The organism is Longibacter sp. (genome assembly GCF_051155795.1).
Classification (GTDB): domain Bacteria; phylum Bacteroidota; class Rhodothermia; order Rhodothermales; family Salinibacteraceae; genus Longibacter.
The window spans coordinates 1-24,910 of the sequence record NZ_DAXETW010000090.1; the positions used below are offsets into that span (position 1 = coordinate 1).

At 63.1% G+C, this 24,910-nt stretch carries 19 protein-coding genes; 5 read left to right on the forward strand and 14 right to left on the reverse strand.

What is annotated here, in order from left to right:
- The 7 genes from ACFCU0_RS09765 to ACFCU0_RS09795 all read right to left on the reverse strand — a co-directional run.
- Positions 1 to 542: sulfotransferase family protein (locus ACFCU0_RS09765; RefSeq protein WP_434973485.1), on the reverse strand; the 542-nt coding region annotated here is incomplete at its 3' end.
- Between the two features lie 58 nt (positions 543 to 600).
- Complete coding sequence (locus ACFCU0_RS09770) at positions 601 to 1,656, reverse strand: glycosyltransferase (protein WP_434973486.1); 1,056 nt, start codon at positions 1,654 to 1,656, stop codon at positions 601 to 603.
- Positions 1,657 to 1,698: 42 nt separating this feature from the next.
- Positions 1,699 to 3,072, reverse strand: a complete 1,374-nt coding sequence (locus ACFCU0_RS09775; RefSeq protein WP_434973487.1) for a glycosyltransferase — start codon at positions 3,070 to 3,072, stop codon at positions 1,699 to 1,701.
- A gap of 50 nt (positions 3,073 to 3,122) precedes the next feature.
- A complete protein-coding gene (locus tag ACFCU0_RS09780; protein ID WP_434973488.1) occupies positions 3,123 to 5,696 on the reverse strand; it encodes a YfhO family protein in 2,574 nt (857 codons plus the stop codon).
- 54 nt (positions 5,697 to 5,750) lie between these two features.
- On the reverse strand, positions 5,751 to 6,734 hold the full coding sequence (locus tag ACFCU0_RS09785) for a hypothetical protein (RefSeq protein ID WP_434973489.1): 984 nt from the start codon (positions 6,732 to 6,734) through the stop codon (positions 5,751 to 5,753).
- Positions 6,735 to 6,778: 44 nt separating this feature from the next.
- Positions 6,779 to 7,066, reverse strand: a complete 288-nt coding sequence (gene gatC, locus ACFCU0_RS09790; protein WP_434973490.1) for an Asp-tRNA(Asn)/Glu-tRNA(Gln) amidotransferase subunit GatC — start codon at positions 7,064 to 7,066, stop codon at positions 6,779 to 6,781.
- A 264-nt stretch (positions 7,067 to 7,330) separates the two neighbouring features.
- On the reverse strand, positions 7,331 to 8,125 hold the full coding sequence (locus tag ACFCU0_RS09795) for a sugar phosphate isomerase/epimerase family protein (RefSeq protein WP_434973491.1): 795 nt from the start codon (positions 8,123 to 8,125) through the stop codon (positions 7,331 to 7,333).
- A gap of 595 nt (positions 8,126 to 8,720) precedes the next feature.
- Between ACFCU0_RS09795 and ACFCU0_RS09800 the strand changes: the two genes are divergently transcribed.
- Positions 8,721 to 9,740, forward strand: coding sequence for a threo-3-hydroxy-L-aspartate ammonia-lyase (locus ACFCU0_RS09800; RefSeq protein ID WP_434973492.1), 1,020 nt, complete (start codon positions 8,721 to 8,723; stop codon positions 9,738 to 9,740).
- A gap of 52 nt (positions 9,741 to 9,792) precedes the next feature.
- Positions 9,793 to 10,641, forward strand: coding sequence for a TIGR02757 family protein (locus tag ACFCU0_RS09805; RefSeq protein ID WP_434973493.1), 849 nt, complete (start codon positions 9,793 to 9,795; stop codon positions 10,639 to 10,641).
- On the opposite strand, the gene ACFCU0_RS09810 is transcribed toward ACFCU0_RS09805, so the two are convergent.
- From ACFCU0_RS09810 to hrcA, 4 genes are all read right to left on the reverse strand, one after another.
- A complete protein-coding gene (locus tag ACFCU0_RS09810) occupies positions 10,566 to 11,111 on the reverse strand; it encodes a flavin reductase family protein (RefSeq protein ID WP_434973494.1) in 546 nt (181 codons plus the stop codon). The genes ACFCU0_RS09805 and ACFCU0_RS09810 overlap by 76 nt on opposite strands.
- 159 nt (positions 11,112 to 11,270) lie before the next feature.
- Positions 11,271 to 12,410 (reverse strand): molecular chaperone DnaJ, encoded by a 1,140-nt coding sequence (gene dnaJ, locus ACFCU0_RS09815; protein ID WP_434973495.1) that lies wholly within the window; start codon positions 12,408 to 12,410, stop codon positions 11,271 to 11,273.
- A 188-nt stretch (positions 12,411 to 12,598) separates the two neighbouring features.
- Positions 12,599 to 13,276: a nucleotide exchange factor GrpE gene (locus ACFCU0_RS09820; protein ID WP_434973496.1), complete on the reverse strand. Its 678-nt coding sequence runs from the start codon at positions 13,274 to 13,276 to the stop codon at positions 12,599 to 12,601.
- A 217-nt stretch (positions 13,277 to 13,493) separates the two neighbouring features.
- On the reverse strand, positions 13,494 to 14,645 hold the full coding sequence (gene hrcA, locus ACFCU0_RS09825) for a heat-inducible transcriptional repressor HrcA (protein ID WP_434973497.1): 1,152 nt from the start codon (positions 14,643 to 14,645) through the stop codon (positions 13,494 to 13,496).
- Between the two features lie 509 nt (positions 14,646 to 15,154).
- Here hrcA and ACFCU0_RS09830 point away from each other — a divergent pair.
- Both ACFCU0_RS09830 and sppA read left to right on the forward strand, forming a co-directional pair.
- The gene (locus ACFCU0_RS09830) at positions 15,155 to 15,511 is read left to right on the forward strand and encodes a hypothetical protein (protein ID WP_434973498.1); all 357 of its coding nucleotides are present in this window, start codon (positions 15,155 to 15,157) and stop codon (positions 15,509 to 15,511) included.
- Between the two features lie 969 nt (positions 15,512 to 16,480).
- Positions 16,481 to 18,283 (forward strand): signal peptide peptidase SppA, encoded by a 1,803-nt coding sequence (gene sppA, locus ACFCU0_RS09835; RefSeq protein WP_434973499.1) that lies wholly within the window; start codon positions 16,481 to 16,483, stop codon positions 18,281 to 18,283.
- A 131-nt stretch (positions 18,284 to 18,414) separates the two neighbouring features.
- Here sppA and ACFCU0_RS09840 read toward each other — a convergent pair whose 3' ends face one another.
- The 3 genes from ACFCU0_RS09840 to nth all read right to left on the reverse strand — a co-directional run bounded on the left by ACFCU0_RS09840 (position 18,415) and on the right by nth (position 23,247).
- A complete protein-coding gene (locus ACFCU0_RS09840; protein WP_434973500.1) occupies positions 18,415 to 20,712 on the reverse strand; it encodes a DUF2339 domain-containing protein in 2,298 nt (765 codons plus the stop codon).
- 47 nt (positions 20,713 to 20,759) lie between these two features.
- Entirely contained in the window at positions 20,760 to 22,292 is a 1,533-nt protein-coding gene (gpmI, locus tag ACFCU0_RS09845) for a 2,3-bisphosphoglycerate-independent phosphoglycerate mutase (RefSeq protein WP_434973501.1), read from the reverse strand.
- A gap of 106 nt (positions 22,293 to 22,398) precedes the next feature.
- Positions 22,399 to 23,247: an endonuclease III gene (gene nth / locus ACFCU0_RS09850; protein ID WP_434973502.1), complete on the reverse strand. Its 849-nt coding sequence runs from the start codon at positions 23,245 to 23,247 to the stop codon at positions 22,399 to 22,401.
- Between the two features lie 270 nt (positions 23,248 to 23,517).
- Between nth and ACFCU0_RS09855 the strand changes: the two genes are divergently transcribed.
- The gene (locus ACFCU0_RS09855; RefSeq protein WP_434973503.1) at positions 23,518 to 24,774 is read left to right on the forward strand and encodes an Lnb N-terminal periplasmic domain-containing protein; all 1,257 of its coding nucleotides are present in this window, start codon (positions 23,518 to 23,520) and stop codon (positions 24,772 to 24,774) included.
- The last annotated feature ends 136 nt before the right edge of the window (positions 24,775 to 24,910 follow it).

Below are 24,910 nucleotides of genomic sequence, written 5' to 3' on the forward strand. Positions count from 1 at the left end.
TCATGGAACCGGTCGCCGTACGCCGACCGGTAGCGCTCAACACGGCGGGCATACGTTCGCCACGTCCAGGCGGTCTCGACAATCGTGTCCCGGTTCCACGGCATCGGCTGCTGCGAAAGGTAGACGTCGCGGGGATCGCGAGTGATGGCGAGAACCGCGGCATCTGGAAATGCGCCCATCAGGTTGGGCACATGGATCAGGTGGTCCGGCGTCTTTTCTCCCCATACGTCCGCCCCCGAACGCGCGGCATACGCTTTCAACAGTGCGCGGAGAACGTCCACCGGTGCGTCGCCCGCCGTCGCCCGGATTGTGCGCCATTCCTCCTCCGTGATTGCCATGTCGCGGACGCCGGCCTCCTGCTGCAGGAAGCGAACCGCCTGCTCCCGCGCGTCGGGAGAGGCGTCCTCCATCGCCACCGTGCACTTCGTAAAGAAGTGCGTTTCGGGAGCGATGCAGATCGCCGGGTGCGCGTCGAGCATCGTGCTCAACAGCGTGGTACCCGACCGGGGCATTCCGACAATGAAAACGGGATGAGACGGCATGGGCGAAGTAGATAGCGGGACGCGGGTAGATCGAAACGGGATTCCCCGGCCGGCCGGGTCATTCGCCGGACAGGACCTCGCGGTAGAGGTCGAGCGTCTGCTGAGCCAGCACGGGCCACTCGAGCTGATCCAGCGGGGCGTGCTCGGGGCGATCGGTGTCTTCGGCCCAGTCGATGGCCTCCCGCAGCCGTTTCGGCGTCAGCGTCTCCTCGTACGTTCGCACCCAGTCTGCACCGACGTGGCGGCGGAGCTCGCTCATGGCACCGCGGTCCGGCACAAGCACCGGCCGATCGAAGCTGAGTGCAAGAAGCGCACTGCCGGAATGGAGGATGTGATCGTACGGAAGCACGACGAGGTCGGATGCGGCCAGGTACCGTGGCATCAGGTCGTCCGGGATGAACCGGAGGTCGAGACGAATCCGGGAATCGCGCTGAGCGGCCATCTTGATGGACTCGCGAAGCGTCCGTGTGCTGGGCTCTCCGACGACGAGCAGGCGCGCGTCGCTCTCCCCCCACTGGCGGAAGGTGCGGACGAGATGCGGCACGTTCTTGTACGGCCGAATCCGCCCCGCGAACAGCAACACCGGCGCATCGCGGTGGAGGCCGAGGTTGGCCCGCGCGTCGTCGCGCTCGTGCGGCGGCGGGTAGGCCTCGCGATAATGCCCATGCGGCACGACCGCTCCCGGGATGTCGCGGAGTCGGTCGATCGTGCGGCGGGCGGTGGCGAGTCCGTCGCGACTCAGGGAGATGAAACCGTCCACCAGCTTCGGAAACGTGGACCAGAAGGCGCGTTCGAGGCGCGGGTGATGCGACTCGTGCGGCCCGAGGTCGTGGCCCGTCCAGACCACCCGCGATCCGCGTCGGCGTGCTGCGAACAAAGCGGCCAGCTGCCCGGCCACGTATGCACTTGCCCGCCACCAGGGCTCGAAGCTGAGAAAGTCGTCGGGCCAGTGGACATGAATGATGTCGTACCGCCCCTGGATCGCCCGACGCGGGGTGAACTCGTCCACGACCACACCTTCCTTCTGCTCCATCGCGGAATAGAGCAGGCGGTTGTAGGGATTTCCGGTTTTGTTGTCGAACGCGGGCCACGCGAGGACACGGAGGGAAGGCACGTTGAGTCACTGAGTGTCAATGAAAGGGCCGGCGAGTGCGCGTCACGTGGCCGATGCCTCGGCAGGTTGATGGACGTCGCACGCCGTGTCCAGGCACCGCGCCATCTGATACGCCTGCTGCTGTCGATTGTGCTCCTGAATACCGTCCCACGCCGCCCCGCTCCGGGGGGCGCCCGTCGTCCACGCGGTATAGTGATCGAGGATCAGGTCGCGTGCCGACCGCGGGTCGTTCCAGTCCACCACCTGCCCCGCGTCGTGACGAGACAGAAGCGCCGATGCATCGCCGTCCGGCGGCCCCACCCCGAGCACGGGGCGACCGCTCGCGAGATACTCGTACAGCTTGCTTGTGATCATGCCCCGGGCCTGGGCGAAGGGCTCGATGACCAGGAGCAGCAGCGACGAGGAGGCCATCGCCTGAATCGCTTCCGCGTGCGGAATGAATGGCACGCGCTCGATGCGATCGGTGAGGTCGCGATTCTCGATCGCCTCCAGGACCGCCGGATCCACCGATCCAATCAGCCGCACCGTCAGGTCCGGAATTTTCCCGTCATCCCGAAGATCGGCCAGAGCATCCCAGACCGCGGTCGGATTCCTGCTGGCGTAGAGTTTCCCTACGTGTGAGAGGGTGAACGGCGCGGGAGCGGACGGCGACGAGTCTGTCGACGCTGCAAGCGACGACCCGGAAGAACGGGTCGGGCCTTCCGGATGCACGAGGGCAAAGTCGCGGGCATCGAAGCCGTTTTCGACCACCTCATAGATGCCGTCTTCCTTGGAGCAGAAGAGGTCGGCCCAGGAAGGGCTCACGGTCGTGACGACGGTTGCATCGGCGAGCACGCTCCGTTCGAGCCGGGCGTCCAGGCGGCGTGCCCAGCCCGTGTGCGGGAAGTCGTCGTAGTAGCTAATGTCCGTCCATGGATCGTGCAGGTCTGCCACCCACGGAAGGCCGGTCGCTCGGGCCAGGCTTCGCCCGGCCAAGTGAACCGAGTGCGGGGCCCCGGTCGATAGGATTGCGTCGAACCGGCCCCGGTCGACGAGTTCTTTCCCGCGAACGTGCGCGAATGGCCACCACCCGACCCGGGCATCCGGGATGAAGACGTTCGCCCGTACCCATCGGGCCGCCCGCTCAAGAAGGGACGGGTCGTCGCCCAGGGAGCCGGCGGGCAGCCCGCCGCCCTTCATCCGCTGATACAGGGCAAGAGGGTCGAACGCGGCCGTGCGATGCACCCGAACCGAGTCGGGGATGGCGTGAAGGAGTGAGGGGTCGCGGTTGGGATACGCGCCTTCCTCGACGGTGAGCACCTCCGGCTGCCATCCGGCATCAGCCAGGTACTCGATGAACTGCAGAATGCGCTGGACCGCCGGTCCTCCGGCCGGGGGAACGTAGTATGCAACGATGAGAACGCGTCGGGCAGGCACGGCGTCGGGGGCTTTGAGAGCACACATCGAACAGCGAGGGGACGACCGGTTTACCCGCCGTTGCCGGAACCTTCCGCCGGCTCATCCTCCCCGTCGCGGGCCGGTTCCGGTTCGTCCTCCCGACGACGGATGTACGGCATTCCGAGAAGCACGGCCACCCCGCCGTACACCACCGCGGTCGTGACTCCGGAGATCAGCGTGCCGTACCGGTCGGAGGCGGGGTCGAAGCGCATCGTCAGCGTATGCTCTCCAGCAGGCACATGCACGGCGCGAAGAAGGTAATTGACGCGATGAATCGGAACCGTACTGCCGTTCAGCGAGGCCGACCACCCGGCCGGATAATACACCTCACTTGCGACGAACAGCCGTGGTGCGTCGGTCTCGACCGTCCACGTGATTTCCCTCGGCGAGTACGCGGTCAGCTCGACAGATGTCGTGGAAGTCGAGTCGATCGGCGTTACCTCGGCGTCGAGCGGCTCGGGCAAGACGGCGAGGCTTGACGGGTCAAACGATCGGCTTTGCAGGAACGACCAGGTTTCCTGCGGCGACTCAACGACGCGTGTTTGCCCAACGAAGTATCCGCGCGGCACAGCATCGGGGTTCTCTAAGACCAGCACCCCGCTCTGCTCATCCCGGTAGGCGACCTCTGTCCCCGGAAGCTGGCGCCCGGCCAGGATGTAGCGCGCGTTCATCATGTCGACGGCGTTATCGCTGATGCCGCCCTGGGGGGTACGCAGGATGTGGTCGAGATAGTCCTGGTACCGTTGCAGCTTGGCGCCGTGATAGCCACTCAGCGACTGATGGCGGTACGGGGTGAACCCATCCGCGCTGAGGCCGGAGCCACCCGGTCGCTGAATCGGGAGCACGCGGAAGCGTCCGGGTCCGCCGAGCTCCTGCTCGCGCTCCTCCAGCCACCGATCAAACGCGTACGTTTGGATCTGCTGCTCCGCGTCGGGGGTGGGCGAAAAGCTCTGCTCATTCAAGTAGCGCGCATCCACCGTCCAGAGGTCGATCAGCACGACGAGGACGACGCCGCCCGCAGCGACGGCGACCGGGACCGTTTTCCTCCGGTAGAGGACGAGAACGCCCCCGGCGACCAGGAGCGCGAACATGGACCGGAGCGCGTCATCGGAGAACGATTCTGCCCGGCTTGTTTTCCGTTTTCGGATCTCCTGTTGGGCCGCCTGCTGAACGCGTTGCTGCGCCACGTCCGGGTACTGCTGTCGAATCATCTGCACGAGGCGGGCTTCCTCCTGCGGCTTCTCAAAGTCCAGCAGGGCGTCGCCCCCGATGTAGAGGAAGCCAACGATAGCCAGCGTCGCGCCGAAGGCATACAGCGTAGCCTGCGACTTCTCCTTCTCCTCCGCCTTCTTGCCGGAGCGACGTAGCACATCGTTCAACCCAATGCCCGCCAGCACCGCAATGGCGAGGACGGCGATGCTAAGCCACGTTTCCGGCGCGCGGAACGCATCGAAGTACGGGAAGAACTCGAACATCGGGCGATTCACGATCGCGAGATGCCGCCCGAAGGAGAACAGGATCGTCGCCAGCGCCCCGGCGGCCAGTCCGTTCACCACGCGTGTCCGAACCCGGTAGACGGCCAGTCCCGCGAGAGACAGTGCGACGGCCCCGACGTAATGCGGTCCGGCCGTGAACGGCTTCGGGCCCCAGTACGTCCCACCCGACCCGCCGAACGCATCGGCAATGGCCAGCGTGATGATCTCGCCGATGCCCTGGCTCCAGCGCATGGCGTTTTCCCATCCCATATTGCCGCCTTCCCCCGTTCCGGAGGCTGCGCCGCGAACGCTAAACTGCTTGTATTCCCACGTGGGCCAGTACGGTTGGAGCACCATCAGCAACGCCAGTATGGTGCCGAGCGCCAGCCAGCCGGTGGATCGGGCAATCGGTTTCCACGTCCCGTCGCGCACGGCACCGATCACTTCAACGAGCCACCACACGAAGGCCAGCATGAGCACGTAGTAGGTGATCTGCGGATGCTGCGCCCGTAACTCGACGGCCAGGACGATGGCAAAACAGAGCCCACCCAGCGGGCCGGGGTTCCGAAGCGTGTAGGCAAACGCAAGAAGGATAAACGGGGCGAATGCCAGCGCCACGAACTTGGTCTGGTGCCCGGCCGCCAGAATGATGGGCATGTAGCTGGTAAAGCCGTAGGCGACCCCGGCCAACAGCCCCGAGAAGTAGTTGCCCGTCAGGTAAAAAGCGAGAAGGTAGGCGCCCGCGAGCATCAGGAACAGGTGGGTGCTGGGCCAGGCGTAGGGCCGCAGCGAATTGATCACCGTGTCGGCCTGGGGGATCTCCGAGCCGTAGTTGATCAGGTAGCCCGGCATCCCGCCGAACGCGTTCGGAGCCCACAGGGCGTCTTCGCCGGTCTCCTCCTCATACTTGATCATGGCCTCGGCCATACCGCGCCACTTCACGATATCGGTCCCATGCAGACCCTTTCCATCGAAATGCACCGGGGCAAAAAAGCTCACCGACAGCACCACGAAAAACAGCATGCAGACCCCGTGGCGGGCCAGCGGCGAGAGACGGTCCAGAAACCCGTTCTGTACGTGGGGGGGACGACCACGACGCGACGCAGAGCGGGCGGAAGACGATGACATACGGATCAGCGAGTGACTTCGGAAGGAGGGCAGACCGCCCGCAGGGGGCGGATCTCAAGATTCGGGGGCGGCAGAGACGGCCGACGTACCCATCTGGGCAGCGCAAGCGCGCGCCATATCCACGAGTTCACGGCGGGGCGCGGAGTCGGAGGCTGCATATTCCTCCTGCCATGCCCCGTCGAACAGGGCAGCGCGGTCGACGTCGTGCCGTCCTTTTAGATAGTGGAAAAGAGCGGGAAGATCACGTCCGTCGGGAGACGACGGTAATTCCCAGTTGTAGATGTGATCGAGAATCTGGTAGTCGACCCGGTTGGACAGAAGCGCAAAGGCAACGGCGAGCTGCTCGGCGACCCAGTAGGCGTATGTGGTTTGCTGTCTCGACGCGAAGAAGCGGGCGAAGAGGCGATGTGCGGTCTCGCGAAAAAGGCCGGGAAGCGATTCAACCGCTGAAGACGCACGGCGCGATACCAGCTCGTGAGCAATGCGCGGGGCGTCGTAGCGGACGACCTCGACGGCCGGGCGCGTCATGACCATCACGCCGCAGTTGAAGAGCGGCAGGTCGCGAGGGAACCGGTCGTCTTTCACATCCTCTGAATCCGCGCCTGGAGGGACGGCAAATTCCCGAATCAGTGCATCCAGAGGTCCCGCCTGTCGGGAGCCGATTTCTCCCATCATGCGACCCCGAAACTGGGGAACGGATGGGTCTAACCCGGCAACCATGGGCTGAAGGTCGTCGAACGCGCATGTGTCAGCATCCAGGTAGAGAAGCACGTCGTAGGCCGTGTCCTCGGGAAACAACGCATTGAATTTGTTCGCGAAAAGCCAGCCGTACTGACGCGGCATAGCGCGGACGTTAACGTCGCCCATGGATTCAAGCTGACGCCGGTCGGCCGCGGGGATGTCGCGCCCGTTGACCGAGACGGTCACCGGGGCATCCGCAAGCCCGCCGGCCCGAGACCGAAGGCTGTAAACCAGCAGCTTCATCATGTTGATGAAGGCCGGCTCGGATTCACCTACGATGGAGATGCGTACGCGCATACGGGAGATAGAGGCGTCGACCCTCGAGGACCGTCCGATACAGGTTAATCGATCACCTTCGGAACGCGAAAGTGCTCCCCATCGGTATCGGGGGCATTGCTTAGCGCGTCGTCGCGGGAGATACGCGCCTTGGACACGTCTTCCCGCGTTCGATTCGACAGGTCAAGGACGTGGGTCATTCGTTCCACGCCGGAGGTGTCCACGGACTCCAGATCCTCCACGTATCCAAGGATCTGGTTCAGATCTTCCGTGAGCTCCTGCTCTTCTTCGTCGGTAAACGAAAGTCGGGCGAGAGCGGCGATGGATCGAACGTCGTCTCGAGAGACAGACATGGCAGCGGTCAGACGGGGGCGGGGAATGTCGGGATCCTGCGGAGATGATACCAGCGCTCCTACGTCACGGCTCAGAGCAGAGCAACGAGAACACTGGTCCGGGGTTTCTTTTCCGGTGCGGCTGCGATGGAAGTACGCATGGTCATCGTCGAGCCCACCGTTTTCCCGCTTGCCCACTCGACATCCCTCATTCGACACTCCTCACTCGACATTCCCCGTTCGACATTCCCCGTTCGACATTTCCTCTCCGCCTTCCGCTTTGGCCTACACGGCTTCTCGTTGGACATCCCGAATCATGTGAATGAGCGTCGTCGCGCTTCGGAGTCCGTGCTTCGGTCGCGGCTCCACGTATACCTCAAGGCTGAGCGGGCCGACGTAGTCGAGCGCGTAGAGGCGGCGAAGTTGGTCCTGCCAATCGATGTCCCCTTCCCCAAAGGTGGTGTCTTCCCAGAAGCCGTCGACGATGCGACCGTCCGCGCAGCGAACGTGTGCGATCCGGTGGCCCAAAGCGTCGACACCATTCGCAGGATGTTCTCCGGCTCGGAGGGACGCCACCGGGTCCCATGTCGCCTGTACGTTGGAATGGTCTACGAGCGCCAGCAGACTCGCGAGATCGACGCCCGTCGGGCATCCGGTCTCCGGCCCGTGATGCACGCAGACGAGGACATCGTGCTCTTTCGCCCTGTCCCCTGCCCGGCGCAGTGCATCGGCCATTCGGTCGACTGACGCGCCGTCTTCCGCTGCGAAAGGAGGAATCACGACCCGGGGGCAACGGACCCGGTCGCAAAAGTTCAGCGTCTCGTCGAAGGTAACCAGATCATTCATCCACGCCGCCGTATCACTGACGGGCCCCTCAAACATGTTGGGGACGATGGCGGAGAGAAACTTACCGGACCGATCCAGCGCCTGGCTAATCTTGGACTCGTTCACTCGGGGTACCCGGTCTTCCGCCCCGCCGACGGTCCGAAGCTCCACGCCCTCCAGGCCCCACAGCTCGGTATAGTGCAAGGCGCGACCGAGGTCGCTGGTAACGGTGTCGGTGAGCCAGACGGGAAGCATGTCAGGGTCGGTTTCCGGCGGTAGAGTGAACAGTCACCCATACGACAATCACCCGATGGAGGTGCATGCCCACACTCCCCATCACCCGATTTCGCCGGATCTAACGACGCGATGCCTCTTTTCGACCGCCGCTCCCGGGTGTTCGGACGTGGCGGAGACGGTACACTCCGTACATCATCCCGACCGCGAACAACCAGGGCAGACCGGCGTCGATCGGGATGCGAACCGGGGGCGGTGGTGGATCCGGCTGATGGGGCATGACGCGACCGTGCAGATGCAGGCTGGCCCCGCCAGGACGGTCCGGCGGAGGCAACGGTGCCGCCCACGATGGAACGTTGACCATGGATGAATCGAACGCCGAGCCAGCCGGTGTCGCTATCGCGACACGGGGAACGGCGTGTATACAGGCGAGAAAAACGACGATGACGACGAGCCGGACCATGGGCTTGTGGCATCCATGTAGGGACAGGGGCGTGGCCCGGGGTTCAGCGCCTGGCACAAACGCGCGGCACCCCCGGCATTTGAACACCCGACGAAGCCTCACTCGACAGGCACTCTCCTCCCCCCGGTCCGTACCCGATATAGAACGTCAATTATGGATGACAACCTTATGGTCTCAGACCCGACTTCCTCTCTACCAGTGACGTATGCGGACGTACGTAGCGGTGCGGAACGACTCAGCGGCGTTGCTCATCGAACGCCCATTGCCACGTCTCGAACGGTCGACCGGCAAACGGACGCGCAGGTGTTGTTCAAGTGCGAAAATTTGCAGCGGATCGGTGCCTTCAAATTTCGCGGGGCGTACAACGCGATGTCGCGCCTGCATCCCGATCAGAAAGGCCGTGGCGTAATCACGTACTCGTCGGGAAATCACGCCCAGGCGGTCGCTCTTTCCGGCCAACTTCTCGGCATCGAAACGACCATCGTGATGCCGGACAATGCACCGCGCGTTAAGCTGGATGCGACGCGGGGATATGGCGCGGAGATCGTCACCTACGACCCTGACGAGACGGTGCGGGAAGACCTGGGACAGCGCCTCGCGGACGATCGAGGCTTGACCCTTATCCCGCCCTATGACCACGAAGACGTCGTGGCCGGGCAGGGTACCGTCGCGGACGAACTGTTCGAGCAGGTCGGCCTGCTGGACGTGCTGCTCGTCTGCGTCGGAGGTGGCGGCCTGCTCTCCGGATGCGCGATTGCCGCAAAGCATCACGCACCGGACTGTCAGGTGATCGGCGTGGAACCGGCTGCAGCGGACGATGCCGCACGCTCCTTTCACTCGGGTACGCTCCATTCCGTCCACAACCCGGATACCGTCGCCGATGGAGCACGGACGCCTCACCTCGGGGACGTCACCTTCCCGCTGGTCCGAGCGCACGCCGACGACATCGTGACGGTCTCGGATGCAGACATCATTCGCGCGATGCACTTCGTCTGGCAGCGCATGAAGCTGGTCATCGAACCGACCGGTGCGCTTGCGGCATCTGCGCTCTTGAACGGCACCGTTGCCGGAGACGGACGCCGCATCGGCGTCATCCTCAGCGGTGGGAATGTCGATCTGCAGCGAGCGGCGGAACTGTTCCGCCGCATTCGCACGGGAAATGGGACGACATAAACCGCCCGGCGCCCACCGATCATCTGCCGTCCCCGCTTTCTTTCCCCACGGTATGCCTGAAGTGCCCGCCCGGCTCGCTGAACTGAAATCGTATCTCGATACCCTCGTTCAACGGTTCGAGAAACCGGGCTTCATTCCCGACGACCCGATCTCCGTCCCGCACGCGTTCGACGACCCGAGGGATCAAGAGGTCATCGGCCTGTATGCCGCCCTCCTCGCCTGGGGACGTCGGCAGACGGTGCTGAACAAGATGGAGGACCTGTGCGAACGAATGGACTACCGCCCGTTTGCCTTCGTTCGTGACTTCGACGAACGGAGCGACGCACGTGCGCTCGATGGGTTCGTCCATCGCACGTTTCAGCCAGTAGACGCCCTGTGGTTTACCAAAAATCTGAGCGCAGCCCTGGAGCGCCACGAAACGGTGGAAGGCATCTTTGCCGACCATCTCCCGGCCGGCTCCTCGCACGCCGGGCCCGCCATTCAGGGGTTCAGCACCACAATCATGGAGATGGACGCGCGGACGCCGGGTCGTCTACAGAAACATCTGGCGCGTCCGGAGGCCGGGAGCGCCTGCAAGCGACTGAACATGTACCTACGCTGGATGGTGCGGCCCGGGCCAGTGGACTTCGGAATATGGAGCCGCATCCGCCCCGACCAGCTCCTGCTTCCGCTGGACGTGCATGCCGGTCGACAGGCGCGGGCGCTCGGATTCGTCGAACGCAAGTCCAACGATTGGACGGCTGTCCGTCGACTGACAGCCGCCTGCAAACTGCTATCGCCCGACGACCCGGCCCGCTATGACTTCGCCTTCTTTGGCGTCGGCGCTCACGACGAGCCGCTCGCGGACGAATTTACGGGCGGCAACAGGCTGGACCGGAGCTCGCTTCCGACCGACCGGTAACTCGACTGGTAGTACAGAACCGCGCCGTCGTCCACACGGTCGTCAAGCTCAACCACGCGCCCGAGAAACAGGCTGTGATCCTCCGCGGGGAGAACGTCATGGCAAACGCAGTACAGGACGCTCGTCACGTCATCGATGATCGGCGTCCCATACGCGTTAATCTGGTGCGGCACGTTCTCGAACTGCTCTTCACCCGTGAGATGCGGCTTAGCGAAGTGGTTTGCCAGGTGCACCTGGCTCTCCCCGAGCACGTGGACCGCGAATCGATCCGTCTCCTGAAGCAATCGATGGGACTGCGCGGAGCGCGTCACATTGAATGAGATGAGCGGGGGATCCAGCGACACGCTCGTAAAGGAGCCTATCGTGATGCCTCGCATCTCCGATTCGTTGCCCATTGTAATGACAACGACGGGAGACGGCACACGTCGCATCGTCAGGCGAAACTCGGTTGCATCGACCGGATCAGACATACAGAATGGGGGAAACGGAAAAGGACGACCACCGGGCACAGTCATGCGTCCGGCGAACACAGTCGGAAGGAACGACGTGAAGCCGACGCGAAAGGACGGACCACAGATCCGACGGCGTCGGCTTCGTTACGCTCGTAGCACGTCCCGTCCTCTACGTCATCACGAAAATACGTCACGTACACGGCTGAAGAAAGACTTCTTGGGGGGTCCAGGCTCCGGGTCCGGGAGAAAGTTTTCGTGATCCGCAAGCTCTTCCAGCATCTCAAGCTCGTCGTCATTGAGCTGCTGCGGAGTCCAGACGTGGACACGAATCATCTGATCACCGCGCTTGCTGCTGTTCAGGTCGGGGATGCCCCGTTCGCGCATCCGGAGAATCCGACCGGCCTGCGTACCGGGGTCGACCTGGAGGCGCGCCTTGCCCTTCAGCGTCGGCACCTCCACCTCCGTTCCGAGCGCCGCTTCCGAAAATGTCAGGTATACGTCCGTATAAATATCGAGACCGTCGCGCACGAAATCCTGGTGCTCCTTCTCTTTGATCTCAATCCGCAGGTCCCCGGTGAGACCGCCGCGCAGCCCCGCATTCCCTGCGTCGGAGAGCGTCAGGAAATTGCCCTCCATGACCCCGGGCGGCACGTTGATCGAAATCGTTTCCTCCCCTTCGGTCCGGCCTTCTCCTCCGCAGTCCTCACACGGGTTCTCAATGATGCGCCCTTCCCCGTTACACTCGGGGCACGACTGGACGTTGACGAACTGGCCGAACACGGACTGCGAGACCTGACGAATTTCGCCGGTGCCGTCGCACTTCGGACACATGATGTAATTCTCGCCGTCCATGCCGCCTTCCGCACCGGTGCCGTCACACGTTTCACACCCGACGAACTTTCGAACCTTGATGTTCTTTTCGACACCCTCGGCGATTTCTTCAAGGGTCAACGGGAGCGTAATCCGCAGGTCGCTGCCCGGCCGACCACGCGTGCGTCGCGAACGCTGACCGAAGCCGCCGCGTCCCCCAAAAATGTCATTGAAGGCGCTGAAGATGTCGCTGATATCCTGGAAGCCGCCCGCTCCCCCATTCTGACCGAGCCCCGCATGGCCATACCGGTCGTAGCGCTGCCGCTTCTGCTGGTCGGACAACACGTCATACGCCTCGGCCGCCTGCTTGAACTTTTGCTCGGCCTCGGGATCATCCGGGTTCCGATCCGGATGATACTGCATGGCTTTCTTGCGATACGCCTTTTTGATCTCCTTCTCGGAGGCATCCTGATTGACTCCGAGAATGTCGTAGTAATCTTCCGGCATGAGGACGTGTGAAATTCGGAAAACAGGCCGCCGCCTCGCGACAAGGCCGACGGCATCAGCGAAAGGAGTGATTCAGAGGGGTGATTCGGAAGCGGGACCCTCGCGGCCTACGGCTCGCCAAAGATCCTGCCACAAGGCGCGGGCACCATCGTACGGGCCGCTCAGTGTCAAACCATCCCGGAGCGGGCCTACGCCGCGACGATCACCCGGCTATGGCGGATGACGCGCTCGCCCATCCGGTATCCGGCCTGGACTTCATTCAGCACGGTGCCGGGCTCGACATCTTCCGGAGCCGGTTGCTGCATCATGGCTTCGTGCAGCGACTCATCGAACGGCTCGCCCTCCGCATCGATGCGCTCAACACCAAGGTTCTCCAGCTCGTCGATGAATTTGCGGTAGACCATATCGACGCCGCCGCGGAGCGACTCGTACGCCGTTTCCGCATCCTGCTTTTCACGCAACTCTTCGGCAGCATCCATCGAACGACCCATGTCGTCGAGCACGCCCAGCATCGCCTTCACGACATCCACCTGTCCGGCCGAGTACCGACGCGTGTTTTCTCGCTCCATGCGCCGGCGGAAGTTCTCAAGTTCGGCCGCCTTGCGCAGATACTTTTCGTTGATCTCGTCCCGCTCTTTCTGGACGGACGCGAGCTCGTCTCGAAGGTCGTCAATCCGCCCGGCGGCTTCGGCGCTCAGATCGTCGTCGACGTCAGCCTCCTTCTCATCCGGGGGAGCGGACGCATGCGCCTGCGTTCCGGCGTCGGCGGTCGAGCCGGAGGCCGACGCCTCAGGCGATTCCTGGCTCGATTCGGCCGAGGCATCCGCTTGCTGTTGTCGTGTTTCGGTCGATTCGGATGTACTCACAGGTACCTACGACGAACTGGTTCGGAAAAAATACGAGCGTGATGGATGGCCACGCGCTCACCCCGTGTAAACGGGAGAATGTAGACGGGCGAATACTGTTGCGGCGGCACTCGTTCTCGGACGGATCACCCGCCCAAAGGTTCGCCCGAGTACGCTGCAACGATCATTCCGGCGATAGAAGGGCCCGGTTCATCGAATCCTCCTCTCATCGGATACATTACGCGTCGGATGGATCGCCGGACGCATCCGCCGCGTCTGCGGACATGGACTCGCCGTCCCGGTCTTCCTCCCCAGAGGGTCGGTTCACGACGGACGCCATGCTTTCAACCAGCGCTACCGCCCGCCCGTAATCCATGCGCGTCGGTCCGATCACACCGAGCACGCCGACCGTGCCGCCGAAGCTGTACGGGGAGGTGACAATGGAGTAGGAATTCATATCCTCCAGTCCCTCGCTGCCGATCTGAATGGCGGCCTGTCCGATCGCTTCGGGATCAACGTCAAAGACCGTTTCGAGCCATTCGACGACGCGGTCCTCGTCCTCGATGACTTCAATGAAACGACGAACGTCGTCGGGTTCCTGAAACTCCGGCTGCGTGAGGATATTCTGCGTCCCTCCGAGACGCAACCGGGCCTCCTTGGGCTCGCTGAAGATCGGGGCTGACCGGTCCATGATAAACTGCACGACGCCGGTCGGATCGTTGATGTCCCGTACCCGCTCTTCGTGCGTTTCGCGGATCTCTTTGAGCGTCAGTCCCGCGAGCCGTTCGTTGAGAATGGACACCACGCGGCTGAGCTCCGAACGGCGCAGGTCCGACTCAAAGCCCAGAACGATCGTTTTGACCAGCCCCCCACTCACGCTCAGGACGAACATCAGCCGCTGGCCTGTGAGCGGCACGATATCAAGCTGCTCGAGTGTGCCGCTGGACAGGTTCGGCTTCAGCGCGACGCCGAGCAGGTTGGTCAACTGGCTCAGGAGCCGGGTGCTCTCCCGGAGAAGCTCATCGGTGTCGGTAACGAGCGATGCAAGCTGTAGCGTCAGTGCGCGGCGCTCCGATGGCGTTAGTGCGGGCGTGTCCATCAGATTGTCCACGAAGGTCCGGTACCCGAGCTTGGTCGGCACGCGGCCGGCGGACGTGTACGGATGCCCAAGGTAGCCCATGTCCTCGAGGTCCGCCATTGTGTTGCGGATGGACGCGGGGCTGAGACCGATGTCGAAGTGCTTCGAAAGGGAGCGAGAGCCAACCGGGCCGGCCGTATCAACGAATTGCTGCACGACTAGACCGAGGATGTCGCGCTCCCGTTCAGTCAACTCGGGACGGTCGTCGAAAGATGTTGATGCTGTATCGCGAGAGGCGTTCGATTTGCTCACGATCGCTCACAGGTTGTGACTGGCTCTGCGAACTACGATCGAGGGCCGACCGCGGACGTTGCCGTCTCACACTCGACCCTCGTCGTGGTATGTACTTAAACTTTTTCCCGTAGTTTCGGCCGCATCCGGGCCGGGAAGGCTTCCCACACGCCTTTCAAAACATCACCTGCGTGTAGGGCGGGTGCCCCTTCTCCCCTCGGGTTGCGTATGTGCGTTCTGCTCCGTCTTCACTCGTCCACCGAATCATTGCCGTCCCGTTCGCGGGTCGGCGCCTCCGACGCACGTCCATTCTCCAGTCGCCGAACACCGGCCCGCCGCGCCACACGCGGCTCCTCATCCGTGCCTCGAAGGCGGCCGGACCTGGATGTGTTGCCAGTCCGATCGCTGCGCCGCTCGCCCGAATGTTCGCGTTCTACGGTTGTCGACCGATCGCGTCGGGGCCGCACATCCTCCCGTCGCCACGTCGACCGACGCGCCCGCCGCTGCTCGTCACGCGACCCAGACCACGTGTGTCGCCCATCGGACCGATCGTCACCGGCAGGGCCGACACGGCCGTCGAAACGCCACACGTCGTGAGCGCCACGCGACCCGTACAAGCCGCTGAACCCGATCACACCGGGCGAGGACCACCGATCGTAGCGTTGCTCCTGCCCGAGATGACCCGGAAGAAGCGGGACTTGCACAATACCATGGTGTCGCCTCCCGTGGAGGAAACGGCTACGACGAACCGAGTATACCCGACCCTCGCGCAATCGCACGACCCCCACTGCCCGTACGCGCGGTCTCGAGGACCGGCGGCGCGCATCCAGAGCCAGGACCTCGAACCCCTGGCCGGGTTTGCCGACCAGCATGAGACGACGGTCTAACTCGGGTGACCGGCCGCGCCGGACCCGGGCTCGTACACGCTGGAGCGAGCGCGGAAGGCGGTCGACGGTGCCGATATGGCGCCCACGCCGATAGACATCGATTCCCTCCACCACAACGTCGACTCTTGCCCGGAACCGCGATGCTGAACGAGTGATGTATCGATAGCGTGTTCGGACCTCGAACGAACGGCGCCGGAAGTGCCGGTGTGACTGCGCGTCGATCACCTGGCGGTATTCGAACCGGGGCGTGATACGGGCACGATGCCATTGACGCCACGGCCAGCGCCCCGTCGGCGGCAATCCCACTGCAGGGAGTGTACCTGACCGACGGTAACGGCGGCATTTGCCGAAGCGGCGTGCACATGAGCGGGAGCGCTCATCAATAGCGACACTACCAATCCCAGCAGGAGACCCGCTGCAGACGGAGCGGTCACAACCGGTGTGGACGAATGGCGCGAAGATAGGCGATGGAAACTCGGCAGGGTGCGCATGGCCAGTCGGTGCATGGGGGCGAGGAATCGGGTGTGCGGGCACGGGCTTGGAAACCGTTGCGCCCGGTACCACACTGTACCGGTTCTGGAATCATGCCATTCGGCGGTTCGCTGAAGGACGCCGAATAAATCCGGCCTGAAGCCCGTACGTGGCCCTCAAAGCGAACCGACGTCGCGATGTCGGCCCCGAACCGTCTTCCAGCCGATACAACCAAGTGTCCTCTCAAATAGACACTTTCTCGCCCCACCCCGATCCCGTCGGGATGCGCCGGAGCAGCGATATACGCATATGCAGATGCGACGATATTGTCGAGCGCTGTCCGTATAGACGTTCGCAGGAACGCATTGGAAACGAGTTGCGGCGCATCGTGTGTAACGGTCTCGCTGTGGCAAACGTGTACAGCAAGTGACTGCCCGGTCGTGCACGATGCGGCGACTCGGACTTCCGTCCCCCTGATCACCCACCGGTCCGTTCAACATGCGGTTTTTATCTACTCTGGCGGCGAGCGTCCTTGGCACCCTCATCGCCGTCGGAGCTCTGATTCTGTTCCTCTTCCTCTTCATCTTCGCCATCAGCCTGTCGGCGGATTCGACGCCCCAGGTTCAGCCGGGGACGATCCTGACGCTTGACGTTCAGGGCCCCATCCCCGAGCGCGTCTCGGACGACCCGCTGACGCGCCAGCTGTCCGACCAGCCGGACTATGACGCCTCTGACGTCATCTCCGCACTGTCGAAGGCGGAAAACGACAGTCGGATCTCTGGCGTCTGGATTCGCCTGAAGGGAAGCCAGGCATCCTGGGCGACCCTGGAAGAGATCCGGGCTGCCATCACCGACTTTCGGGAAAGCGGCAAACCGGTGATCGCCTCAAGCGGCGACTTCGGCATGCTTGAGAAAGACTATTTCCTCGCCTCGGCCGCGGATAGCATCTTCGCCGGTCCCGTAACTGCGTTCGAGTTCAACGGGTTCTACCTCCCCCAGACGTTCTTCAAGGGTACGCTCGACAAGCTGGGCGTGGAGCCGAAGGTTGTTCGGGCGGGCCAGTACAAGAGCGCTGTGGAGACCTTTACGCGAAACGATCTCTCCGATAACAACGAAGAGCAGCTTCAGGCACTCGTCGAGACGCAGTACGACGTCTTCCTGAGTGCAATCGCCGAGTCCCGCTCGATCGACATGAGCCAGCTTCGGGACATCGCCACCTCGAATGCACCGATGGACGCCGGTCCGGCCCGGGACCTGGGCATGATCGACGACATTCGCTACACCGATCAGGTCGTGGATGTGCTTCGCGGGATCCTTGGACTAGAGGATGGCGGTGACGTGCCCATCATCGACGTGGCCGACTATTCCCGTGTCCCCGCCTCCGAGGTTGGAATCGAGACCACCGGTGACGGGCGGGTTGCCGTCATTTACGGAAGCGGTCAGATCGTTCCCGGCGACGCCGAGGGCGGACCCTTCGGCTCGACTGGCATGATGGCGTCCGATCCGTTGATCGAGGCCTTTGAGGATGCCCGGGAGAATGAATCCATCAAGGCGGTCGTCTTCCGCATCGACTCACCCGGCGGTTCCGCCGCGGCCAGTGAGGCCATATGGCGGGCGGTCGAACGGACGAAAGCCGTCAAGCCAGTCATCGTGTCAATGGGAAGCCTCGCGGCATCCGGCGGCTACTACGTCGCCGCGCCGGCCGACTCCATTGTCGCCACCCCGAGCACCATCACCGGATCGATCGGCGTCTTCGGCCTCCTCTTCAATGTGGAGGGGCTTCTAACGGAAAAGCTTGGTGTGGGCATCGACGATGTTCGAACAAGCGACCTCGCCGATATCTACTCCCCGTTCTCCGACTTTTCGGAGCAGGAGCGCACGCTTCTCGCCAGTTCGATCGACCGGACGTACGATACCTTCCTCCAGCGCGTGGCGGAGGGACGCAACATGTCCGTCGATGAGGTGGACGCCATCGCGCAGGGCCGCGTCTGGTCCGGCCGTGATGCGAAAGACGTCGGCCTCGTAGACGTTCTCGGCGGCCTCTCCGACGCTGTTCGGATCGCAGGTGAGAAAGCGGGCCTCGGCGACGGTCCGTACGCCGTGCAGACGCTTCCCCGACAGAAGACGTTCTTCGAAAGACTGAACGAAGATCTCTCGGGGCAGGCCGCACACCTCTACTTCAACCGCACTGCAACGGATCTGGAGCGGAAAATGCAGGAGAAGCGCGCCCTGATTCAGTACTACCTGAGCCAATCCGGCAAGGTACAGGCCCGCCTGCCTGTCGATCTCAGCGTTCAATAGTGTCTCCGGCCGTACGAAGCGCCAGCGGCGGGTCGTCCATCCGGGGGCGGCCCGCTTTTTTTGAGATCGCGCATCCGTGGGATTCCCGCGTTTTCACCAGCTCGTGGACAACATTGCCCACTCTCCCCTGCTCATTCGTCGGCCGCTTCAGACTCGTGCGTGCCGTCTGCGTCGGAGGTGCCCGGCAGAATACCCGGGAGAAGGTATCCAACGGCGAGAAGCGCGACACCAAACCCGAGGAAAATCATGATGCGCCAGACGGGCGATAGAGCCGAGAGGTCAATCAGAAAGAGCTTGCCGACGACGAGGAGCAGCGTGGCGAATCCGGCGTAGCGCACGTTGCTCCGGTCCCAGACGCTTCCCGCCACGATGCCGGCGAGCGCCGTCCCGCACCAGATAGCCGATACGATCCCGGCCCCTCCGTCCAGCGGACCGAAGGTGTCGCCCGTCCAGGCAAGCCAGAGCATTAGCACCGCGATCTTAAATACGTCGAAACGCAGCCCTTCTCCCGACCGGACGGAAGCCAGCGCGAGCCCGCCGATAACCAGCCCCTCGATCGCGTTCGACACCGACAGAATCGGCTCTGCCGGCCCCATCCAGAGGTCCGATGCCAGCGAAACGCTCGTCAGGAGGACGAGACTGTGAACGACCCAGTCCGCGTGGCGCAACGGCCGGGCCGACAGTCGCGTGCCCCGGTCCAAGAACTGCCTGAGCCCCCAGAACATCAATGCCTGCATTAACCACGCCGAACGCGTGAGATCAAGGTCGTGCGCCGGCTCCTCGAAGCCGTGCCATGCGCCAACAGCAAACATCAGGTTGGCCGTACCGAGGTACACGGCGCGAACCCGGCGGGAGCCGACGATCCAGGCGCTCCCGAAGATGAGCGCGGCCATCGCAAGGCGCCCTCCCGACGTTGAGACGTCGCTCGCAGAACGGCCGAGATCGGTATGAACAGCCTCTGCGGCGACCAGAAAAAGGAGCCCGTGTGCGACATATCGAAGGGCCGGTGCGGCACCCCGGTTCGTGAGGAGAAGCAGCCCGGACCCCTGCACGGCAAGTACGACGGTCAGGTATGGACCGTCCAGCCCCGTCCCGATGGCTGCCGTTACCAGCAGAGCGGCGAGCACCGAATAGAGTGCGCGGTCCACGCGGAGGTGGGCCTCATGCGACCAGCGAGCGGCCGGTACGTACACGATCGCGAGGCCGGCCATGAGAGCGGCGGTCACTCCGTCGGTCAGGTTCCACGTGGCCGCCGTGATTCCGACGAGGAGGAGCGGCGAACTAAACGCGGAGAGCACAATGCCGACCCGGCTCCACAGGCTTCGGCCTCCTGACGTCGCTTGCCTCACGCTCGATGTGTTATCCGTCGCGTCGGCGTCTCCTACCCATCGCGGTAGCCAGAATGTTCGGGGAACCGGACATGCGCCGCTTCGAATCATGCGATACGCAAACGGAAGGGCCGCCGCTGCCAGCCACGCTATTGTCGCACTGACCTGAACCGCGATCCGATCCAGTCGGGCAGCTTCTTCCCCACCAAACAGGGAGACCGTCGACACCCACCCTGTGATCGTCACGATCCACATCCCGGCAATAGAGGTGTGGAGCATCACGACCCACTCGCGGAGCCCGAACAGGGAGATTGTGAGCGCGAGGACGATGACCGCGTAGCCCACAAGCCCGGGGATGGACCCCGCGTCCGTGTACAACAGGAAGGGCGTCGCGTACGCACCGACGGCCCCGATAACGGCCATGACGGCCTCGTCCTGCCGGACGGCTACTGTGAAGGTGAGTCCGGTGACGGCAAGCATCGCTGCGAACGCCGTCAGGTAATCCAGCAGGCCGTAGAGCTGGTATGCGCTGAAGATCGTAACGTAAAAGGTCGCCGCACTTCCCCCAAGCAGGACCTGCCCGAACCGCGGACGCGCGTCATGCAACCGCAATCCGCCTGCGAACAGGGCGCCGCCCATCCCTGCACCGAATGCGACACGAACAGCCGGACCGAGCCAGTTCTGCTCCACGGCGTACCGAAAGAGGAACGCTAAGCCGAAGAGAAGCAGGGCGATGCCGAGACGACTGAGCCAGTCTTCCGTCGTCGTACCGAGGACCGACTTCAACCAGCCCCCGGCCTTTCCGGGCAGGTCGTGCCCCCTGGACGCCGTCGAGGTGCCGGTCGAAGGAACCGGCACCTCTCGATCAACCGGGTCCCGATGTGACGACTTCGACCGTTCTGCCGGATTCTGCTTCCTGGTTCGATACGCTGTATCGGCTATCTTTTCCGTCCCGCCGGCTGCATCGTCCCCCTCGCCGGGGCGTTCGTTCGTCGCCGGACCGCGTTCGTGCATCCGTTGAACGGCCTCGGCCAGTTGATCCAGCCGCTCCTCGAGCCGTGCGATCCGCTTTTCTAACCGATCCTCCTCACCTTGCCTCACGCTGCTGCGGGTCCGATCCGAAAGAAACGAGGAAGATACGGGGCTGCCTACACATCCACCAGGACATCGCCATCCATCGCCTCCGGGGCATCCACGCCAAGCATTGCCAGAATGGTCGGGGCGACATCCCCGAGCTTGCCGTCCCGAACCGGGCCGTCGACATCATCGTGGATCACCACGTGCGGCACAAGCGCCGTCGTATGCGCGGTGTGTGGCGATCCGTCCGGGTTGCGCAGTTTGTCCGCGTTGCCATGGTCCGCGATGATGCTTACGGAGTAACCCTCCGACCGCGCTCTGTCGACCACACGTCGGGCCGCTCCATCCACCGCCTCGCAGGCGAGAACAGCGGCCTCGAAGTCGCCGGTGTGTCCGACCATATCCGGGTTGGCAAAGTTGAGCACGACCAGGTTGTACGCTTCGTCCCCGATCGCGGCATTGGTTCGCGAGGCCACCTCCGCGGCGCTCATTTCTGGCTGTAGATCGTATGTCGCAACCTGTGGCGAGGGGATCAGAAGGCGATTTTCCCCGGGAAACGGTTCTTCGCGTCCCCCACTGAAGAAGTACGTCACGTGTGCGTACTTTTCCGTCTCTGCTACGCGTAGCTGCCGTCCCCCGACGCGGCTGATCACCTCCCCGATCGTGTCCTTGAGATTTAGCTTCTCGAACGCCACCGGCAGATCGAAGTCGGCGTCGTAGGGCGTCATCGTGGCGTAGTAAAGGTCATCGATGCGTTCGCGATCGAATCCGGCAAACGCATCGTCGGTGAACGCGCGCGTCAACTGCCGGGCGCGATCGGCGCGGAAGTTGAAGAAAATAATCGCATCGCCCTCGCCGACACGTCCCTCCCCGTCCACGTCGATCCGGACCGGCTCGACGAACTCGTCGGTGACGTCCTGGTCGTAGCTTGCCTGCAGCGCCTCCACCGGGTCGTCGAACGACGCTCCCTCTCCATTCACGAGGAGCCGGTACGCCTTCTCGATACGGTCCCACCGGTTGTCCCGGTCCATTGCAAAGTAGCGGCCGACGATCGATGCGATCCTGCCCACACCGATCTCCGCCGCCCTATCCTGAAACTCGCGCACGTATTCGACGCCGCCGGTCGGGCTGGTGTCCCGACCATCCGTGAAGGCGTGTACATTTACCTGATCGGCGTCGAGATCCTCGCGGCGAGCCATTTCCAGCAGGCCGTAGACATGCTCGAGGGTCGCATGCACGCCGCCGTCGGAAAAACAGCCCATGAGATGCAGCGACCCGCCGGTGTCCCGAACATGTGCAGCCGCATCAGTGAGCGAGCGGTTGTCGAAGAACGACTCGTCCCGAATCGCTTTCGAAATCCGAAGGATCTCCTGATGGACGACGCGCCCGGCACCGAGATTCGTGTGCCCCACCTCGGAATTTCCCATCTGTCCCTCCGGCAGACCGACGGCTTCACCCGATGCGCGAAGCGTCCCGTGAGGGTACCGCTGTACGGCGTCATCCATAAATGGGGTGTCCGCCGCGTGAATTGCGCTCACGGACGGGTCTTCGGCAATCCCCCAGCCATCGAGGATGATGAGAAGGTGTTTCCGGGAAGCGTCCATGGAGTAATGTCGGATACGTCGAGAGTCAGAAGAGTTGCGGGCGAAGCCATTGGAGAACGGCGGCGCGGAAGCACAACGTCGCCGCCGGTGGTCCACCGTGGGCGCGCTACCCGTTCACACGGTAGTCTTTGACGGTTTTCGTCGTTTCCCCCGTGTCCGTTTTGAACACGTTCATCGAGCCACATCGCGGGCAGGCCACCTGTTCGATGTCGTTTCGGTCGATGTGAACGGACGGATCGTCAAAGTAGTGGTCCCGGGTTTTGCAGTAGTAGGCACCGTGGCTAGGGTCGAGCCCGTCCACAGGGTCAGGGAGTCGCTCGAGGCGCTCGTAATACTTGCAGATGTCGATCACGGGGCACGCGCCGCAGTTCGGGCTGCGAGCCGTGCACGTATAACGACCGTGCAAAATAAGCAGATGATGTGCCGCGCCCCAGTCGCTTTTTGGAATGACACGCTTTAATTGCCGCTCGACCTTGGCAGGCGTGTCGGCGTTTTCCTTCACCAGCCCGATCCGGTTGGACACCCGGAATACATGCGTATCGACCGGCAGGGCGTCGACATCGTACGCAACGTTTGCCACCACCTGGGCCGTCTTTCGGCCCACCCCGGTGAGTGTCTGCAGTTCATCGACCGATTCCGGGATGACGCCACCGAAGTTCTCGACAACCTGACGACCCATCTTCGCCAGGTACTTGGATTTGTTGTTGGGGAACGTCACCGAGGAAATGAACGGGTGGATGTCGTCGGGATCGGCGTTTGCGAGATCCTGTACCGTTGGAAACGCATCGAAGAGGTCCGGCGTCACCATATTTACGCGCTCGTCCGTACACTGTGCGGAGAGAATAACCGCCACCAACAGCTCGTACGGATTGCGGTGGTCCAGCTCGGTTTCTGGGGTGTCGATGGTCGACTTCAACTGATCCAGCGTATGCTTCGCTCGCTGCGTGCGTCCCATGCAAGTCGGGCAGGATGGTCGAAAGAGGGCAAGGGGCGATGAGTCGCACGAAGTTATCCTACCGTTGCGGTCGAACCTCCATGCTTACGCCCTCGTCTACACACAGAGAAAGAAGCATCCGCTTCATTTACGCTGCCGCCGATCGAGGGCGTTTTTTCACCGCGATTGAGTGTATGCGCCCCCTCGCCCGTGGTTCGTCCCTTCCCAGAATACAACATGATCGTGCGTCTGACCCGGTTCTCATCTGCGTCTCGTGATGGCATCCGTCGCATGCTCCTGCTCATCGGACTGATCTGGATTCTATGGCCCGCCGAAAGTTCAGCGCAGTCGGTATCCAAGCTGTCATCGGAGGCGCGGGCATCGATGATTACGATCCTGCCGGGCGAAGACGTGTACACTGAGTTTGGCCACAGTGCGCTTCGGATCGCCGACCCGCGAACGGGCGTGAACCGGCTCTACAACTACGGCACGTTCGATTTCAACGAGCCCTTCTTCGTCCTGAAGTTTACGTACGGTCGGCTCGACTACATGCTGAGCACCGGGGAATACGCGTCGGCGCTTTCCTTCTACAAACGAATGGGTCGTCCGGTGATCGAACAGCATCTGAACCTGACGGCGGAGCAGACGCAACGCCTATTTAGGTTTCTGGAAATCAATGCGCGACCGGAAAATCGGACGTACCGGTACGACTTTCTCTTCGACAACTGCTCCACGCGGGTTCGCGATGCCCTGGTACGTTCTCTCGGTCCCATCATCCAGTTCACCGGCAAGCCGAGCCCGGGGAAAAGTTTTCGGCGGCTCCTGGACCCGTATGTTGCCGATCGCCGGCTGCTTGACGTAGGGTTCGATATCGGACTCGGTTCTCCCGCGGATCGAATCGCCTCGCCTCGTGAGGTCATGTTTTTGCCGGAGTATCTGTTCGAAGCGTTCGAACACGCGCGCATCGCCGCGGCGGATGGACCAGAGCCGCTCGTCGTGCGAACCGATACGGTATACTGGAGGGACAATTATGATGCGCGCGAGGCCACGTTTCCATGGCCCCTCCTCGCGACGTGGCTGCTGTTCGGGCTCGTTGCTGCCGTGACCGTCCGGGAGGTTCGTTCGCTTGCCCGCGGTCGCGACCGGGCGGATGCGAAAGCTCCCTGGGACGCCGTCCTGTTCGGGATGACCGGGATCGTCGGACTGCTTCTGTGCTTTCTCTGGTTCATCAGCGAGCACCAGGTGACGAATTACAACTGGAATCTGGCCTGGGCCTGGCCGACGCATTTGGTTCTCGCTGTCGCCCTGGCGCGCGGTCGGACAGCAGAATGGTTGCGCCCTTACGCGCTGGCAACCGCCGTCGCGACCGGGCTGCTGAGCACCGGATGGTTCTTCTGGCCCCAGGGACTTCACGAAGCCATCCTTCCGATCGCGCTAATCCTCACGACACGCTCTGCCTTCCTCGTACATCGGCTGACTACCCGTTCAGGGATGCGCGTCCCCAAGCCCGAAACGACCGCCGACGTGGAAACCGCACCCACCGCCTAAGGCAGAACTGCGTCGGGACTGGCACAGGTCGACGCTACAAGCCGGATTGTCACGGCACCGCGCACACAGACGCTGCGCATGGCGGGAACCAAACAGGACGAGGCGAGCAACGACGAGGCGAGCAACAACACGAACG